Below are 14,598 nucleotides of genomic sequence, written 5' to 3' on the forward strand. Positions count from 1 at the left end.
TTTTTTTGCCGTCCGGCGGGCACCGAGGTTGTAAATCGGGGCGCTTTGCGGTACAATATCCGGGTACGGGCGGCGTTTGCGTCCGCGCCCCGCCCCCGCGGCGGGGATTCTTCAGGAAACGGAGGGACCGGATATGGCGGTCTTTCAGCCCGACTACCGGTTCCGGCGCGCGTGGGACATCCCGCCGGAGTGGCTGCGGGACAAGGGGATCACGGTGCTGCTGCTCGACGTGGACAACACCCTGACCACCCACGACAACCCCGACGTGGCGGACGGCGTGCATGGCTGGCTCGCGCGGATGCGGGCGGCGGGCGTCCGCCTCTTCATCCTCTCCAACAACCACCCGGCCCGGGTGGAGCCGTTCGCCGAAAAGCTCGGCGTGGGCTGTATCGCGGACGCGGCGAAGCCCCTCGGGGGCGGCGTGCGCCGCGCGCGGGAACGGCTCGGGGCGGACGCGCGGGAGATCGCGATCGTCGGCGACCAGGTCTTTACCGACGTGCTCTGCGCCAACCTCGCGGGGGCGGTGTCGATCCTGGTGGAGCCGATCGAGCTGGAGCCTTTCCCGTTTTTTAAGCTGAAGCGCAGATTGGAAAAGCTCGTCCTGCGCGGCGGGCGGAAGGGAACGCACTGATGGCAAAGATCCGGTTCGGCCCGGCGGGGAACTCGCGGAGTTTCACCGAGATGGGCTATAAAAAGAATACCGACCTGCCCGAATACCTCGAAAAGATGGGGCTCGACGCGTTCGAGTACCAGTGCGGGCGGGGGGTCAAGATTTCCGAGGCGAACTGCCGCCAGCTTGGGGAGCTGTGCGCGGCGAAGGACATCCAGCTGAGCCTGCACGCGCCCTATTACATCTCGATGTCGAGCGTGGAGGAGGAAAAACGCCTTAAGAGCGTCGACTACGTCCTCCAGTCGGCCCGCGCGGTCGGCGCGATGGGCGGGGACCGCATCGTGATCCACACCGGCTCCTGCGGCAAGATCAGCCGGGAGACGGCGCTCGAGCTCGCGTGCGACACGATGAAAAAGTGCATCGCGGCGCTCGACGCGGAGGGGCTTTCCCACATCCGCATGTGCCCCGAGACGATGGGGAAGCTCAACCAGCTCGGCACCCTTACGGAGGTGCTCGCGCTCTGTAAGCTCGACGACCGCATCCTTCCCTGCATCGACTTCGGGCACCTCAACGCGCGCACCTACGGCGGCGTCGACGGCCCCGAAGCCTACGCGAAGATCTTCGACGAGATGGAAAACGCGATCGGTATCGACCGGGCGCGGCTTTTCCACTCCCACTTCAGCAAGATCGCCTACACCGTTCCCGGCGGGGAGAAGGTCCATCTGACCTTTGAGGATACCGAGTTCGGCCCGGATTTTGAGCCGCTGGCCGAACTGGTCGCAAAGAAAAACGGCACCCCCACCTTCATCTGCGAGTCCGCGGGCACGCAGGCGGAGGACGCGGGGACGATGAAACGGATGTATCTGACAGCGAAAGGCGGACAGTCATGAAAAAGATTCTGGTCATCCACGGACCGAACCTCAACCTGGTGGGCGTGCGGGAGCCGGGCGTCTACGGGACCGAGGGGATCGACGACATCAACCGGCAGATCGTGGCGCACGCCGAGGCGAAGGGCCTTGCGTGCGACGTGTTCCAGTCCAACCACGAGGGCGCCATCATCGACAGGCTCCACGCGGCGCGCGCCGAATACGACGGCGTGGTGCTCAACGCGGGCGCCTACACCCACTACAGCATCGCCATCCGGGACGCGATCGCCGCGATCCGCATCCCGGTGGTGGAGGTGCACCTCTCCAACGTGCACGCGCGCGAGGAGTTCCGGCACAAGTCGGTCATCGCGCCCGTCTGTGCGGGCGGGATCTTCGGCTTCGGCAAGCAGGGCTACCTGCTGGCGGTCGACGCGCTGGAGGCGATGCAGTGAAGCGGATGCTGGTCATGCACGGCCCCAACCTCAACCTCACAGGGGTGCGGGAGCCGGGCGTTTACGGAACCGAGACGCTGGAGGATATCAACCGGCGGATCGCGGCCCACGCCGAAAAGCGGGGGTACGCGTGCGACTTTTTCCAGTCCAACCACGAGGGGGAGCTGCTCGACAGGCTCCACGCGGCGCGCGGAGCCTATGACGGCGTTGCGTTCAACGCGGGGGACTACACCTTCACGAGCATCGCCCTGCGGGACGCGATCGCGGCGGTCGGCATTCCGGTGGTGGAGGTCCACCTCTCCAACGTCTACGCGCGCGAGGAGTTTCGGCACCATTCGGTGCTCGCGCCCGTCTGCGCGGGAGGCGTTTACGGGTTTGGCAGGCAAAGCTACCTGCTGGCGCTCGACGCGCTGGCGGCAATGAAATAGGAGGAGACATCCATGCAAAACAGAATTGAACGGCTGCTCGGGCTGCTTCCCGACGGGATCGACGCGGTGCTGGTCGCCTCGCAGGTGGGGCGGCAGTACTTCACCGGCATGCACTCGACCGCAGGCACCCTCTTCGCGGTGAAGAACGCGGGCGCGACCTTTGTGATCGACTTCCGCTACATCGAAAAGGCGCGCGCGGTCGTGCGCGGCGCCGAGGTGGTTTTACAGGATAAGCTCTATGAGCAGATCGGGGAGCTCGCCAAACGCCACGGCGTCAGGCGCGTCGCGGTCGAGAGCGAATACATGACCCTGTCGGAGTTCACCGCCTGGAAGGAAAAGGTCCCGGGCGTGGAATTCGTGATGAACGGGAAGGTGAACGACGTCATCCGCCGCATGCGGATGATCAAATCGCCCGACGAGCTCGACGCGATCCGCGCTGCCCAGAAGGTGACCGACGAGGCGTTTTCCCACATCTGCGGCTACATCAGGCCGGGCCTCACCGACCGGGAGATCGCGGGCGAGCTGCTCGACTACGCCTTCCGCCACGGCTCGGAGGGCCCCTCCTTCGACTATATCGTCGTGTCGGGCAGGAACTCCTCGATGCCGCACGGCGTGCCGACCGACAAGGTGGTCGCGCGCGGCGACTTTATCACGATGGACTTCGGCTGCCTCGTGGACGGCTACTGCTCCGACATGACCCGCACCGTTGCGGTGGGGGAGGTCACCGACGAGCAGCGGATGATCTACGACACGGTGCTGCGCGCCCAGCTCGCCGCGATCGCGGCCGTCAAGCCGGGGGAAATCTGCCATGTGGTGGATGCCGCCGCGCGGGACATCATCACGGACGCGGGCTACGGCGCCTGCTTCGGCCATACGACCGGCCACTCGCTCGGGCTGGAAATCCATGAGAACCCGCGCTTCGGCAAGGGGGACGAGACGGTGTGCGAGCCGGGCATGGTCATGACGGCGGAGCCGGGCATCTACCTCGAGGGACGGTTCGGCGTGCGCATCGAAGATATGGTGCTTGTCACAAAGGACGGCTGCGAGGACCTCACACATTCCGACAAGTCGCTGATCATCCTATAATTCTCTGCGAATAGGGCTTGCAAAATGAGTGATTATAATATAGAATTAGAGTGTTAATCTGGATGGTACCGATCTGACCGTGCTTAGGACGGGAAAGAGACAGACGTATCAGAATATTTGGAGGGTAACATATGATTTCTGCCGGCGATTTTAGAAATGGCGTGACCTTTGAGATGGACGGCAACGTGGTCCAGATCATCGAGTTCCAGCACGTCAAGCCCGGAAAGGGCGCGGCGTTCGTCCGCACCAAGATCAGGAACGTGATTTCCGGATCGGTCACTGAGAAGACCTTCAACCCGACCGATAAGTTCCCGACCGCCTATGTGGAGAGGAAGGACATGCAGTACCTCTACAGCGACGGCGACCTTTACTATTTCATGGACAACGAGACCTACGAGAACATCCCGATCTCCAAGGACGTGCTGAGCGACAACTTCAAGTTCGTCAAGGAGAACATGGACTGCAAGGTGCTCTCCTACAAGGGCAAGGTCTTCGGCGTCGAGCCGCCCTTCTTCATCGAGCTCGAAGTCACCCAGACCGATCCGGGCTTCAAGGGCGACACCGCCACCAACGCGACCAAGCCCGCGGTGCTCGAGACGGGCGCCGAGATCCGCGTCCCGCTCTTCATCAACGAGGGCGACCACATCAAGGTCGACACCCGCACCGGGGAGTATATGGAGCGCGCGTAACCTGCTGATCCACATGATTCTATGATTTTTAAGGAGGCGTTACCATGACGATTACTGAACGGGCCGCTTATATCAAAGGCCTGGCCGAGGGCCTCGGCATCGACGAGAGCACCAAGGAGGGCAAGGTCATCAAGGCCCTGATCGACGCGTTTGACGATATGGCGCTCACCGTGTCCGACCTCGAGGCGGAGCTCGACGAGCTCACCGAGCAGGTCGAGACGATCGACGAGGACCTCGGTTCTCTCGAAGAGGACTACTACGACCTCGACGACGAGTGCGACTGCGACGAGTGCGGCGCGGAGGACTTTGAGGACGGCGACATCTATGAGGTCTGCTGCCCGACCTGCGGCGACATCGTCTGCATCGATTCCGACATGCTGGAAGAGGGACAGACCACCTGCCCGAACTGCGGCGAGCTGCTGGAGTTCGACCTTGAGGACGACGGGGAAGAGACCGAAGACTCCGACAACGAAGACAAATAAAGGATTTCCCGAACGGATTCCGTCGGAAGACACCCCGCCTCCCGCGGGGTGTTTTCACTGTTGACGATTTTTTGTCAATCTGTGCAGGATTTTCGACCGAAAAGATACCAGCCGAAAGGATTTATGCCATTGTCGAGGGGAATGCGGATGACCGCGCTTCTCATCGGACTCCTGCTGCTCGCCGGTTGCGGCGGGCGGGAGGCTCCGGTGACGGGCACGTCGTTTCTCATGGATACCATCGTGGAATACAAGCTCTACGGGAAGAACGCCCAGGCGGCCAGGGACGCGATCGAGGCGGAGCTCGCGGGGATCGAGTCGCGCATGTCGATGTACCTGCCCGATTCGGAGGTCGCGCGGCTCAACGAAAACGCGGGGAGGGGGTACGTCCCCCTCTCGGAGGACACCTACGGGCTGCTCTCCCGCTGCGCGGCGTTCGGGGAGGCGTCGGGCGGCGCGTTCGACGTGACCATCGCCCCGCTCACCGCCGAATGGGGGGTCACCTCAGGCCATCCGCAGGTGCCCTCCGACGCGCGCATCGATGAGCTGCGCACCCTCGTCGGATACCGGGACATCCTTCTTGACCCCGCGGACCGGTCGGCCATGCTGCGCCGCGAGGGGCAGGCGGTCGACGTCGGCGGCGTGGCCAAGGGTTACGCCTGCGACGCGGCGCGCAGGGTCGCGCGGGAATACGGCGTCGACTCGGGCTACATTTCCATCGGCGGCAACATCATGGCTATGGGGGCGAAGCCGGACGGGGAGCCCCTGAAATTCGGGGTGCGCGATCCGCGCGGCGGCGGGAACGACTACATCGCGGTGGTGACGCTGTCCGATACGACGATGGCGACCTCGGGCGACTACGAACGTTATTTCGAGCGGGACGGGGTGCGCTACCACCACATCCTCGACCCCGCGACCGGCCGCCCGGCCGACACCGGGCTGATGTCCGTGTCGGTCGTCTCTCCCGACGGGGCGCTTGCCGACAGTATGTCGACCTGGCTGTTCATCAAGGGCAGGGACTACGTCCTGGAGAACCTCAACGCGCTCAGCTGCGGGCTGGTCGTCATCGACCGGGAGCGCAACGTCTACGTGTCCAACGACCTTCTGGACCGGTTCACCCCCGCCGACCCGGGCGGGAGCTACCACTTCGAGGTGCCGTCATGAAACGGATGAAATACCGCGCGTCCAAGGTCGCCTTTTTGGGGCTGCTCTTCGCGCTGTCGGTCGTGCTGAGCCTCGTGGAATCGTCGCTCGCCCCGATGGTGCCGGTCCCCGGCGTCAAGCTGGGACTCAGCAACATCGTGACGATGTACTGCCTTTTCTGCCTCGGCTGGCGGGAGGCGTACTCGCTGGCGGCGCTCAAAAGCCTGTTCGTGCTGCTGACGCGCGGGCCGGTCGGCGCGGCGATGAGCTTCGCCGGGGGGCTGGTGTCGGTGACGGCGATGCTCCTGCTGCGCGCGCTGCCCAAAAAGCCGAGCGAGCTTTTCACAAGCATCTGCGGCGGGCTCATGCATAACGCCGGACAGCTTGTGATGGCGGTGCTGCTATTAAACGGCGCGGTGCTCTATTACTTTCCGGTGCTCGCGCTGGGGGGCGTCGCGATGGGCGCGCTCACGGGGCTGCTCCTGCGGCTGCTCAGGCCGCATTTCAACCGAATCTTCTTTTGACGCCCCGTCCGGAGGCGGGACGCCGGATGATGATACTGCAACTCCCACCATAAAACTCAGAGGAGGAAATGGTAACATGAGTGTTTTGCAAAAGACACTGAAGGGCGCCAAGGTGGCGCACTTCAAGAACACGGAAAATTGCGAAAGCACCCCTATGCCGCTGCCGAAAGAAGTCTGTATTTCGATGTCGCAGCATATGGGCCCGCCCTGCAATCCCCTGGTCAAGAAGGGGGACGCCGTCAAGGTCGGGACGATGATCGGGGACAGCGAGGCTTTTTTGAGCGCGCCGATCCATTCGAGCGTCTCGGGGACGGTCTCGGCGGTCGAGGAGATCGTGACGGCCACCGGCTCCCGGTGCCAGGTCGTGATCATCCAGACCGATGGGGAGCAGGCGGTCGATGAACATATAAAGCCTCCCGAAATCGAAAACCACCCGGAATTCGTCAAGGCGATCCGGGCCTCCGGGCTGGTGGGGCTCGGCGGCGCGGGCTTCCCGACGCACATCAAGATGAACCCCAAAAACCTCTCGGAGGTGGACACGCTGGTGGTCAACGCCGCCGAGTGCGAGCCCTACATCACCTCCGACTACCGCACGATCATCGAGCGTCCGCAGGACATCCTCGACGGCATCGCGGCGATCAAAAAATACGTCGGCATCACCCAGGTCAAGATCGCGGTGGAGAACAACAAGCCCCAGGCGATCGAAATGCTGCGCCGCCTCACCGGGGACGACCCGTCGATCGAGGTGTGCAGCCTGAAAGCGATCTACCCCAAGGGCGCGGAAAAGGTCACCGCCTATGAGACGACCGGCCGCGTCATCAAGGAGGGGATGCTCCCGGCGGACGTGGGCGTCATCGTCGAAAACGTGACGACCACCGCGTTCATCGGCCAGTACCTGCGCACCGGCATGCCGCTCGTCACCAAGACGCTGACGGTCGACGGCGGCGCGGTCGCGGAGCCGAAGAACGTCGTCGCCCCCATCGGCGCGCACTTTTCCGACGTGATCGACTTCTGCGGCGGCTATAAATGCACGCCCAAGAAGCTCATCATGGGCGGCCCGATGATGGGCACGCTCGTCTTCGACGATACATATCCCGTCCTGAAGAACAACAACGCCCTGCTCGCGTTCGACGAGAGCCAGACGGCGGTCTATGAGGAGCAGCCCTGCATCCGCTGCGGCCGGTGCATCCAGGCCTGCCCCTACCACCTGATGCCCCGTATGATCGAAAAGGCCTATGAATCGGACAACATCCCGATGCTCCAGAAGCTGAAGGTTTCGCTCTGCATGGAGTGCGGCTGCTGTTCGTTTGTCTGTCCGGCGAAGCGCAATCTGACCTTTACCAACAAAATGGCAAAGCAGAAGCTCCGGGCCGCGACGGCGAAGAAATAGGATAGGAGGGATTTGTTGTGGCTGTGAATACAGTGGAAACCCAGGCCCCGGCGGAGGAAAAGGCAAAGCTCATGATCACCCCCTCCCCGCACTTCCGGGACGATATCAATACCCGCAAGATCATGCTGACCGTCGCGACGGCGCTGCTGCCCGCGCTGGTCATGTCGATCTTTTACTTTGGGATCCGCGCGCTGCTGCTGACGGCGGTCTGCGTCGTCTCCTGCGTGGTGTTTGAATACCTCTTCGCGAAGGTCACCAAAAAGCCCGTGACGATCAGCGATTGCAGCGCGGTGGTCACCGGAATCATCCTCGCCTTCAACGTCCCCGTCACGCTGCCCTTCTGGATGGCGGTGTTCGGGTCGTTCATCGCGATCGTCGTGGTCAAATGCCTCTTCGGCGGCATCGGCTGCAACTTCGCCAACCCCGCCGCGACCGCGCGCATCTTCCTGCTCGTGTCGTTCGGCAACCAGATGACCCACTGGATCGCCCCGCACGCCGCGATCGACGCGGTCGCGACCGCGACCCCGCTCAAGCTGATTTCCGCCGGGCAGACCGACCAGCTCCCGTCGCTGTGGAACATGCTGATCGGCAACCGCGGCGGCTCCCTCGGCGAGACCTGCGCGCTCGCGCTCATCGTGGGCGGGCTCTACCTCATCTGGAACGGCGTCATCGGCTGGCAGATCCCCGTCACGCTGATCGGCAGCGTCTTCGTCTTCGCGCTGCTCTTCGGCCAGGACCCCTTCTACGCCGTGCTTTCGGGCGGCGTGATGATCGGCGCCTTCTTCATGGCGACCGACTACTCGACCAGCCCGGTCACCACCAAGGGCAAGGTGATCTTCGCAATCGGCATCGGCTTTATCACGATGGTGATCCGCGTCTTCTGCAACTATCCGGAGGGCATGTCCTTCGCCATCCTGCTGATGAACATCCTCGTCCCGCACATCGACAGCCTCACGATCACCAAACCGTTCGGCGCTGTCTTTGAGCAGAAAAAACAGTAGGGGGGCGCGAACATGAAAGAACTTTTGAAACCGGTCGTCGTACTGACCGTGATCTGCGTCGTGGCCTCCGCGCTGCTGGGGCTCACTTACGACAAGACCGCCCCGCTCATCGCGCAGGCGGAGAAAGAGGCCTCCGACGCCGCCATGCAGGCGGTGGTCCCAGGCTCCACCACTTTTACCGAGCTGGCCCTGGAGGGGATGGAAAACGTCCTCATCGCCGCGAAGGACGACAGCGGCAACGGCTACGCCTTCAAGGTTAAGGACAAGGGCTTCGGCGGCGTGTACAACGTCATGGTCGGCATCGGCAACGACGGCAGGATCACCGGCGTGAAGCTGCTCGACAACTCCGAGACGCCGGGACTCGGCTCCAAGACGGGGGCGGACGCCTTCACCGGCCAGTTCCCGGGCAAGGACAAAAGCCTTGAGGGCGTCGACGCCGTCACGGGCGCGACGATCTCCTCCAACGCATTTTTCCGGTGCGTCGACACCGCCTATCAGGCGTATGAAGCAGTAGGGGAGGGCGCTTAAATGAGCAATCCGAACAAACCCAGCAACTGGAGGGTCCTGACGAACGGCATCCTCAAGGAGAACCCGACCCTGGTTCTCATCCTCGGCACCTGTCCGACGCTCGCCGTCACGACGATGGCGGTCAACGGCATCGGCATGGGCATCGCGGCGACGGTGGTGCTCATCTGCTCCAACATCGTCATCTCGCTGCTCAAGAACATCATCCCCGACAAGGTGCGCATCCCCTGCTACATCGTGGTCATCGCGAGCTTTGTCACCCTCGTGCAGTTCATCGTCAAGGCGTACGCGCCCGATCTCGACAAGGCGCTGGGCGTCTACCTGCCGCTCATCGTCGTCAACTGCATCATCCTCGGCCGCGCCGAGATGTTCGCCAACAAGAACACCGTTCTTGCCTCCGCCTGCGACGGCATCGGCATGGGCATCGGGTTTACGCTGGCGCTCTTCGCGATGGGTTCCATCCGCGAAATCCTCGGCAACGGCACCTGGATGTCGGGCGCCGAGTGGCTCGGCATCCAGAACGGCGTCTCGCTGCACTGGGATAACCCGATCATCGTCTTCCTGCTCGCGCCGGGCGGTTTCCTGGTCTTCGGCGCGCTCATCGCGCTGGTCAACCACCTGACCCACGGCAAGGCGATCAAAAAGAAGGAGTTCGGCTGTGCCGGCTGCCCGTCCGCGGCCGCCTGCGCGGCGGTCCGGAAAGGAGGTGCTGACGAATGAAGGAATACCTGATCATTTTAGTCGGCGCCGTACTCGTCAACAACTACGTGCTCGCGAAGTTTTTGGGCATCTGCCCCTTCCTCGGCGTCAGCAAAAAGCTCGACTCCGCGTTCGGCATGAGCGTCGCGGTCATCTTCGTCATGGCGCTCGCCACGGCGGTCACCTGGCCGATCTATACCTACATCCTCGTGCCGAAGGGGCTCTCCTACCTGCAGACGATCGTCTTCATCCTGATCATCGCGGCGCTCGTGCAGTTCGTCGAGATCGCGCTTAAAAAGTATATTCCCGCGCTCCACAAGGCGCTGGGCATCTACCTGCCGCTTATCACGACCAACTGCGCCGTGCTCGGCGTGACCATCCTCAACCTCGACGAGGGGTATACCTTCGGCCAGTCGCTGGTCAACGCGGTCGGTTCCGGCCTGGGCTTCCTGCTCGCCATGGTGCTCTTCTCAGGCGTGCGTTCCCGCGTGGACGCCGCGGCCGGCAGCACGCCCAAGGCGTTCCAGGGAATCCCGATCACACTGGTCGCGGCGGCGATCTGCTCGGTGAGCTTTATGGGCTTCAGCGGCATCGTCGACGGCCTGTTTAAATAATGGGGGTGGGCTCTATGTTATTTCCGGTAATCATCGTCGGCGGGATCGGGCTGCTGTCCTCGATCATCCTCGTCGTCGCCGCAAAGGTGATGGCGCTTCCCGCGGACGAACTGTTCGATAAGGTGCGCGCCGAGCTTCCGGGCGCCAACTGCGGCGCGTGCGGCTACGCCGGCTGCGACGACTACGCCAAGGCGGTCGCGCACGACGGCGCCAAAACCAACCTCTGCGTGCCGGGCGGCGACGCGGTCGGCCACAAGCTCAGCGAGGCGATGGGCGTCGCCTTCGAGGACGTGGAGGAGCAGTACGCCGTGGTGCGCTGCTCGGGCAACTGCTACGCCACCGACAGCATCATGGACTACGAGGGCAAGCAGAGCTGCGCGGCCTGCAACTTCTTCTACCAGGGCAAGGGAAGCTGCTCCCACGGCTGCCTCGGCTACGGCGACTGCATCGCGGCCTGCCAGTACGGCGCGATCTCGATCGTGGACGGCATCGCCGTCATCGACAAGGCGGTCTGCGTGGGCTGCGGCATGTGCGCCAAGGCCTGCCCCAACCACCTGATCACGGTCATCCCGGCCACGAGCACCGTCTATGTCGGCTGCTCGTCCCACGACAAGGGCGCCTTCACCCGCAAGGTGTGCAAGAACGGCTGCATCGGCTGCAAGAAATGCGAAAAGACCTGCGAGAACGGCGCGATCACCGTCACCGACAATCTCGCTTCGATCGACCCGCGCAAGTGCACCAGCTGCGGCGCCTGCGTGACCGCCTGCCCGACGGGCGCGATCGTCACCTGCGCCTCCCGCTGCGAAGCGATCGTCGGCGAATAAACAGACGAAAGGCCGCCGCGTTCAATGAACGCGGCGGCCTTTTTCCGTATGATTTTCAGTGCTCCGCCCAGTCGAGGCTGCGGCCGACGGCTTTCCGCCAGCCGGAAAGCAGCCTTTGGCGGGCGGGATCGTCCATGTCGGGGTCGAAGCGGACGTCGCAGCTCCACAGCTTTTTGAGCTCGTCCAGGTCCTTCCACACGCCGGTGGCGAGCCCCGCCAGGTAGGCCGCGCCGAGCGCGGTCGTCTCGCGGATCATCGGCCGGCACACCCGCTTACCGAGGATGTCCGCCTGGAACTGCATGAGGAAGCGGTCGCGGGAGGCCCCGCCGTCGACGTTGAGCTCGGCGAGGGCGATGCCGGTGTCCCGCTCCATCGCCTTGACGAGGTCGTAGCTCTGGTAGGCGATCGACTCCTGCGCCGCGCGGATGATGTGCTCCCGCCTGGTGCCGCGGGTGATGCCCACGATGCAGCCGCGCGCGTACATATCCCAGTGGGGCGCGCCCAGCCCGGTGAAGGCGGGGACGAGGTAGACCCCGCCGGTGTCGGGCACCTTCCGCGCGTAGTACTCGGCGTCGCGGCTTTCGTTGATGAAGCGCATCTCGTCGCGGATCCACTGGATGACCGCGCCGCCCACGAAGACGCTGCCCTCCAGCGCGTACTGCACCTTTCCGTTCAGGCCGATGGCGATCGTGGTGAGCAGGCCGTTTTCGCTGACGCAGGGGGTCCCGCCCGTGTTCATGAGCAGGAAACAGCCGGTGCCGTAGGTGTTCTTCGCCTCGCCGGGCGCGAAGCAGCACTGGCCGAAGAGCGCGGCCTGCTGGTCGCCCGCGATGCCCGCGATCGGGATCCGCACCCCCTGGACCGCGGCATAGCCGTAGATTTCGCTGCACCCGCGCACCTCGGGCAGCATGGCGCGGGGGATGTCGAGCGCGTCGAGCAGCTTTTGGTCCCAGTCGAAGGTCCTGATGTTATAGATCATCGTGCGGGAGGCGTTGGTGTAGTCGGTGACGTGCACAGCGCCCCCGGTCAGCTTCCAGATGAGCCAGCTGTCCACCGTGCCAAAGAGGATTTCCCCCCGTTCGGCGCGTTCCCGCGCACCCTCGACGTGGTCGAGGATCCATTTGATCTTGGTGCCCGAGAAATAGGCGTCGGGCACCAGCCCGGTGGCCTCCCGGATGTAGCCGGAAAGCCCGCGCGCGTCCAGGTCGTCGATGATGTCCGCAGTGCGGCGGCACTGCCAGACGATCGCATTGTAGACCGGACGGCCGGTGGATTTATCCCACAGGATGGTCGTCTCCCGCTGGTTGGTGATTCCGATGGCGGAAATTTCCCCGGCGTCCACGCCGCTCTGGGCGATGACCTCCATCATCACCGCGTACTGGGAGGAGTAGATCTCCATCGGGTCGTGCTCGACCCAGCCCTCCTTCGGATAGAACTGCGTGAACTCCTTCTGCGCCATGCCGACGATGTTCTGCTCCCGGTCGAAGAGGATCGCCCGCGAGCTCGTCGTCCCCTGGTCAAGCGCCAGCACATAGTTTCCCATTTTTGCCTCTCCTCTCACAGGCCGCGCGCGGCGATGAAGCGCGCCCGTCCCGCACACATATTCCACGGCCGCTCTGGGCGGGCGCGTGGAGGGTGACCGCGTCAAGGGGCTTCGCCGGTCCGGTCAGTTCCATTCTACCAGATTTTTCATCCCGTGGACAACCCTTACAGCCGGCCCGGAAGGCGCTTGTTCCGTTCACAGCCGGCGCATGAACATAAAAGCGGGCCATAAAAGGGCCGAAGGCCCTTTTATGGCCCGCTCCCGGTCTCTCGGCAGTTGTCCGGTCACAATAACCAGACTTCGGGATTGGAGGAGGAGACCGCCACCGCCCCCGCACCCAGCGCGTTGAGCACGTCCTCCTTGTCGGAGATGAGTCCTCCCGCGATCATCGGCTTGCGGACGATCGCCGCGAGCCTGCGGATGACCTTGGGCATGGCGCCGGGCAGGATTTCCACCGCGTCCGCCGCCTCGAACGAGAGGCGCTTTTCAATGTTGACCAGCGCGATCGAATCGAGCATAAAGAACCGCTGCACCGCGAGCATCCCGCGCGCCTTTGCGCGCCGGACAAGGTTGGAGCGGGTGGAGATGATCCCGTCCGCCCGCGTGCTCTCCGCGATGAAATCCACGGCGACGTCCCGCGCGGCCAGCCCGTCGATCAGGTCGATATGCACCATCGCGAGCTTGCCCGCCTCATGCACACGGGAGACGACCTCCTTGACGCCCAGCAGGTTGCCGCTCAGCACGAAGACGATCTGGCAGTCGCTGTCCATGCTGCGGGAGAGCCCCGTCGCGTCCTTAACGGCCGCGATGACCGGGTTCTCCTGCAAAAGTTCCACAAACGCTTCATGCCTCACCCACATAGCCTCCCGTCTTCAGTAAAGCATACCTGCAAAAGGAGGTTTTGTCAATCCTCCACCCGGGGACCCGTCCCCGGGTGGAGGACAGCCCGTCCGGCGGCTTTGACCGGATTTCGGCGCAAAAAACGGCCGCGCCTCCGCCGGCAGGCGGACCGCGGCCGTTTTTTTATTCATCCGGGGCGGGGAAGGTCCCCCGGCGCATCCGATCAGGGAAAAACCTTCACGAGCGCGTCGGGGTCGGCGGACTCCTTCGGGTCGGGCGGGGCGAGCGGCTCGCCGAAGGGCATCTGCGCGACCAGCTTCCAGCTTTCGGGAAGCCGCCAGGTCCGGCGGACCTCTTCGTCGATGAGGGGGTTATAGTGCTGGAGCGAGGCGCCGAGCCCGGCCTCCTCGAGCAGCGTCCAGACGTTCAGCTGCGCCATGCCGTTTGCCTGCTGCGCCCAGACCGGGAAATTGTCCCGGTAGGTGGAGAACCTGTCCGCGTAGTCGTCCGTGACGGCGGTGTCGTCGAAATAGAGGACGGTCCCGTGCCCGGCGGCGAAGGAGCGTATCTTTCCTTCAGTTGCGGCGAAGGCATCCGGAGGCACGATGGCGCGCAGCGATTCCAACACGATCTTCCAGAGCTTTTCGTGTTCGGCGCCGAAGAGCAGGACCGCGCGCGTGCTCTGCATGTTGAAGGCGGAGGGGGTGACGGAAACGGCCTCCTTCACCAGCCCGGAGATCCGGCTGTCGTCGATGGGGGAGCCGCTGCCGATCCGGTAGCAGGTGCGGCGGGCTTTCAGGGCGGATAAAAATGTGTTCATATGGGTTCCTCCGATCACAGGGTTGCATGTTTGTCGAAAAATCCTCTATAACAGGATCGATTATC

General features: G+C 63.7%; 18 protein-coding genes. 15 read left to right on the forward strand and 3 right to left on the reverse strand.

The window, feature by feature from the left end; genetic code table 11:
* Positions 1-133 precede the first annotated feature (133 nt).
* From RCI06_RS02040 to RCI06_RS02110, 15 genes are all read left to right on the forward strand, one after another.
* Positions 134-631 carry a YqeG family HAD IIIA-type phosphatase gene (locus RCI06_RS02040; RefSeq protein WP_256151406.1) on the forward strand — a complete coding sequence of 166 codons (498 nt, stop codon included), beginning with the start codon at positions 134-136 and terminating at the stop codon, positions 629-631.
* Entirely contained in the window at positions 631-1,500 is an 870-nt protein-coding gene (locus RCI06_RS02045; protein ID WP_101550880.1) for a TIM barrel protein, read from the forward strand. Before RCI06_RS02040 ends, RCI06_RS02045 begins: the two co-directional genes overlap by 1 nt.
* Positions 1,497-1,928 carry a type II 3-dehydroquinate dehydratase gene (aroQ, locus tag RCI06_RS02050; RefSeq protein ID WP_276871441.1) on the forward strand — a complete coding sequence of 144 codons (432 nt, stop codon included), beginning with the start codon at positions 1,497-1,499 and terminating at the stop codon, positions 1,926-1,928. Before RCI06_RS02045 ends, aroQ (RCI06_RS02050) begins: the two co-directional genes overlap by 4 nt.
* Positions 1,925-2,356 carry a type II 3-dehydroquinate dehydratase gene (aroQ, locus tag RCI06_RS02055; RefSeq protein WP_370867112.1) on the forward strand — a complete coding sequence of 144 codons (432 nt, stop codon included), beginning with the start codon at positions 1,925-1,927 and terminating at the stop codon, positions 2,354-2,356. The genes aroQ (RCI06_RS02050) and aroQ (RCI06_RS02055) overlap by 4 nt, the downstream gene beginning before the upstream one ends.
* A gap of 12 nt (positions 2,357-2,368) precedes the next feature.
* Positions 2,369-3,442, forward strand: a complete 1,074-nt coding sequence (locus RCI06_RS02060; RefSeq protein WP_121585701.1) for a Xaa-Pro peptidase family protein — start codon at positions 2,369-2,371, stop codon at positions 3,440-3,442.
* Between the two features lie 131 nt (positions 3,443-3,573).
* Positions 3,574-4,131, forward strand: a complete 558-nt coding sequence (gene efp, locus RCI06_RS02065; protein WP_121585699.1) for an elongation factor P — start codon at positions 3,574-3,576, stop codon at positions 4,129-4,131.
* Between the two features lie 44 nt (positions 4,132-4,175).
* Positions 4,176-4,613, forward strand: coding sequence for a CD1247 N-terminal domain-containing protein (locus RCI06_RS02070; protein ID WP_101550872.1), 438 nt, complete (start codon positions 4,176-4,178; stop codon positions 4,611-4,613).
* Between the two features lie 147 nt (positions 4,614-4,760).
* The gene (locus tag RCI06_RS02075) at positions 4,761-5,774 is read left to right on the forward strand and encodes an FAD:protein FMN transferase (protein WP_306573895.1); all 1,014 of its coding nucleotides are present in this window, start codon (positions 4,761-4,763) and stop codon (positions 5,772-5,774) included.
* Positions 5,771-6,277 (forward strand): Gx transporter family protein, encoded by a 507-nt coding sequence (locus RCI06_RS02080; RefSeq protein WP_276871447.1) that lies wholly within the window; start codon positions 5,771-5,773, stop codon positions 6,275-6,277. Before RCI06_RS02075 ends, RCI06_RS02080 begins: the two co-directional genes overlap by 4 nt.
* A 76-nt stretch (positions 6,278-6,353) precedes the next feature.
* The gene (gene rsxC / locus RCI06_RS02085; RefSeq protein ID WP_101550868.1) at positions 6,354-7,667 is read left to right on the forward strand and encodes an electron transport complex subunit RsxC; all 1,314 of its coding nucleotides are present in this window, start codon (positions 6,354-6,356) and stop codon (positions 7,665-7,667) included.
* Between the two features lie 71 nt (positions 7,668-7,738).
* The gene (locus RCI06_RS02090) at positions 7,739-8,668 is read left to right on the forward strand and encodes an RnfABCDGE type electron transport complex subunit D (protein ID WP_101553220.1); all 930 of its coding nucleotides are present in this window, start codon (positions 7,739-7,741) and stop codon (positions 8,666-8,668) included.
* A 12-nt stretch (positions 8,669-8,680) separates the two neighbouring features.
* Entirely contained in the window at positions 8,681-9,196 is a 516-nt protein-coding gene (locus RCI06_RS02095) for an RnfABCDGE type electron transport complex subunit G (protein WP_121585693.1), read from the forward strand.
* Positions 9,197-9,913 carry an electron transport complex subunit RsxE gene (rsxE, locus tag RCI06_RS02100; RefSeq protein ID WP_101550864.1) on the forward strand — a complete coding sequence of 239 codons (717 nt, stop codon included), beginning with the start codon at positions 9,197-9,199 and terminating at the stop codon, positions 9,911-9,913. It abuts the gene before it with no gap.
* Entirely contained in the window at positions 9,910-10,506 is a 597-nt protein-coding gene (locus tag RCI06_RS02105) for an electron transport complex protein RnfA (protein WP_101550862.1), read from the forward strand. The genes rsxE and RCI06_RS02105 overlap by 4 nt, the downstream gene beginning before the upstream one ends.
* Before the next feature lie 14 nt (positions 10,507-10,520).
* Positions 10,521-11,330, forward strand: a complete 810-nt coding sequence (locus RCI06_RS02110; RefSeq protein ID WP_242970834.1) for an RnfABCDGE type electron transport complex subunit B — start codon at positions 10,521-10,523, stop codon at positions 11,328-11,330.
* Positions 11,331-11,385: 55 nt separating this feature from the next.
* Here RCI06_RS02110 and glpK read toward each other — a convergent pair whose 3' ends face one another.
* The 3 genes from glpK to RCI06_RS02125 all read right to left on the reverse strand — a co-directional run bounded on the left by glpK (position 11,386) and on the right by RCI06_RS02125 (position 14,533).
* Positions 11,386-12,873: a glycerol kinase GlpK gene (gene glpK, locus RCI06_RS02115; protein WP_306573900.1), complete on the reverse strand. Its 1,488-nt coding sequence runs from the start codon at positions 12,871-12,873 to the stop codon at positions 11,386-11,388.
* A gap of 284 nt (positions 12,874-13,157) precedes the next feature.
* The gene (locus RCI06_RS02120; RefSeq protein ID WP_306573901.1) at positions 13,158-13,727 is read right to left on the reverse strand and encodes a glycerol-3-phosphate responsive antiterminator; all 570 of its coding nucleotides are present in this window, start codon (positions 13,725-13,727) and stop codon (positions 13,158-13,160) included.
* Between the two features lie 209 nt (positions 13,728-13,936).
* Complete coding sequence (locus RCI06_RS02125) at positions 13,937-14,533, reverse strand: nitroreductase family protein (RefSeq protein ID WP_306573903.1); 597 nt, start codon at positions 14,531-14,533, stop codon at positions 13,937-13,939.
* Positions 14,534-14,598 lie beyond the last annotated feature (65 nt).

The organism is Anaerotruncus massiliensis (ex Togo et al. 2026) (genome assembly GCF_030825285.1).
GTDB lineage: Bacteria > Bacillota > Clostridia > Oscillospirales > Ruminococcaceae > Anaerotruncus > Anaerotruncus massiliensis.

Coding starts and splice junctions, on each gene's coding strand:
- RCI06_RS02040 (WP_256151406.1), top strand. CDS start 134: ATGGCGGTCTTTCAGCCCGACTACCGGTTCCGGCGCGCGTGGGACATC.
- RCI06_RS02045 (WP_101550880.1), top strand. CDS start 631: ATGGCAAAGATCCGGTTCGGCCCGGCGGGGAACTCGCGGAGTTTCACC.
- aroQ (WP_276871441.1), top strand. CDS start 1,497: ATGAAAAAGATTCTGGTCATCCACGGACCGAACCTCAACCTGGTGGGC.
- RCI06_RS02060 (WP_121585701.1), top strand. CDS start 2,369: ATGCAAAACAGAATTGAACGGCTGCTCGGGCTGCTTCCCGACGGGATC.
- efp (WP_121585699.1), top strand. CDS start 3,574: ATGATTTCTGCCGGCGATTTTAGAAATGGCGTGACCTTTGAGATGGAC.
- RCI06_RS02070 (WP_101550872.1), top strand. CDS start 4,176: ATGACGATTACTGAACGGGCCGCTTATATCAAAGGCCTGGCCGAGGGC.
- RCI06_RS02075 (WP_306573895.1), top strand. CDS start 4,761: ATGACCGCGCTTCTCATCGGACTCCTGCTGCTCGCCGGTTGCGGCGGG.
- RCI06_RS02080 (WP_276871447.1), top strand. CDS start 5,771: ATGAAACGGATGAAATACCGCGCGTCCAAGGTCGCCTTTTTGGGGCTG.
- rsxC (WP_101550868.1), top strand. CDS start 6,354: ATGAGTGTTTTGCAAAAGACACTGAAGGGCGCCAAGGTGGCGCACTTC.
- RCI06_RS02090 (WP_101553220.1), top strand. CDS start 7,739: ATGATCACCCCCTCCCCGCACTTCCGGGACGATATCAATACCCGCAAG.
- RCI06_RS02095 (WP_121585693.1), top strand. CDS start 8,681: ATGAAAGAACTTTTGAAACCGGTCGTCGTACTGACCGTGATCTGCGTC.
- rsxE (WP_101550864.1), top strand. CDS start 9,197: ATGAGCAATCCGAACAAACCCAGCAACTGGAGGGTCCTGACGAACGGC.
- RCI06_RS02105 (WP_101550862.1), top strand. CDS start 9,910: ATGAAGGAATACCTGATCATTTTAGTCGGCGCCGTACTCGTCAACAAC.
- RCI06_RS02110 (WP_242970834.1), top strand. CDS start 10,521: ATGTTATTTCCGGTAATCATCGTCGGCGGGATCGGGCTGCTGTCCTCG.
- glpK (WP_306573900.1), bottom strand. CDS start 12,873: ATGGGAAACTATGTGCTGGCGCTTGACCAGGGGACGACGAGCTCGCGG.
- RCI06_RS02125 (WP_306573903.1), bottom strand. CDS start 14,533: ATGAACACATTTTTATCCGCCCTGAAAGCCCGCCGCACCTGCTACCGG.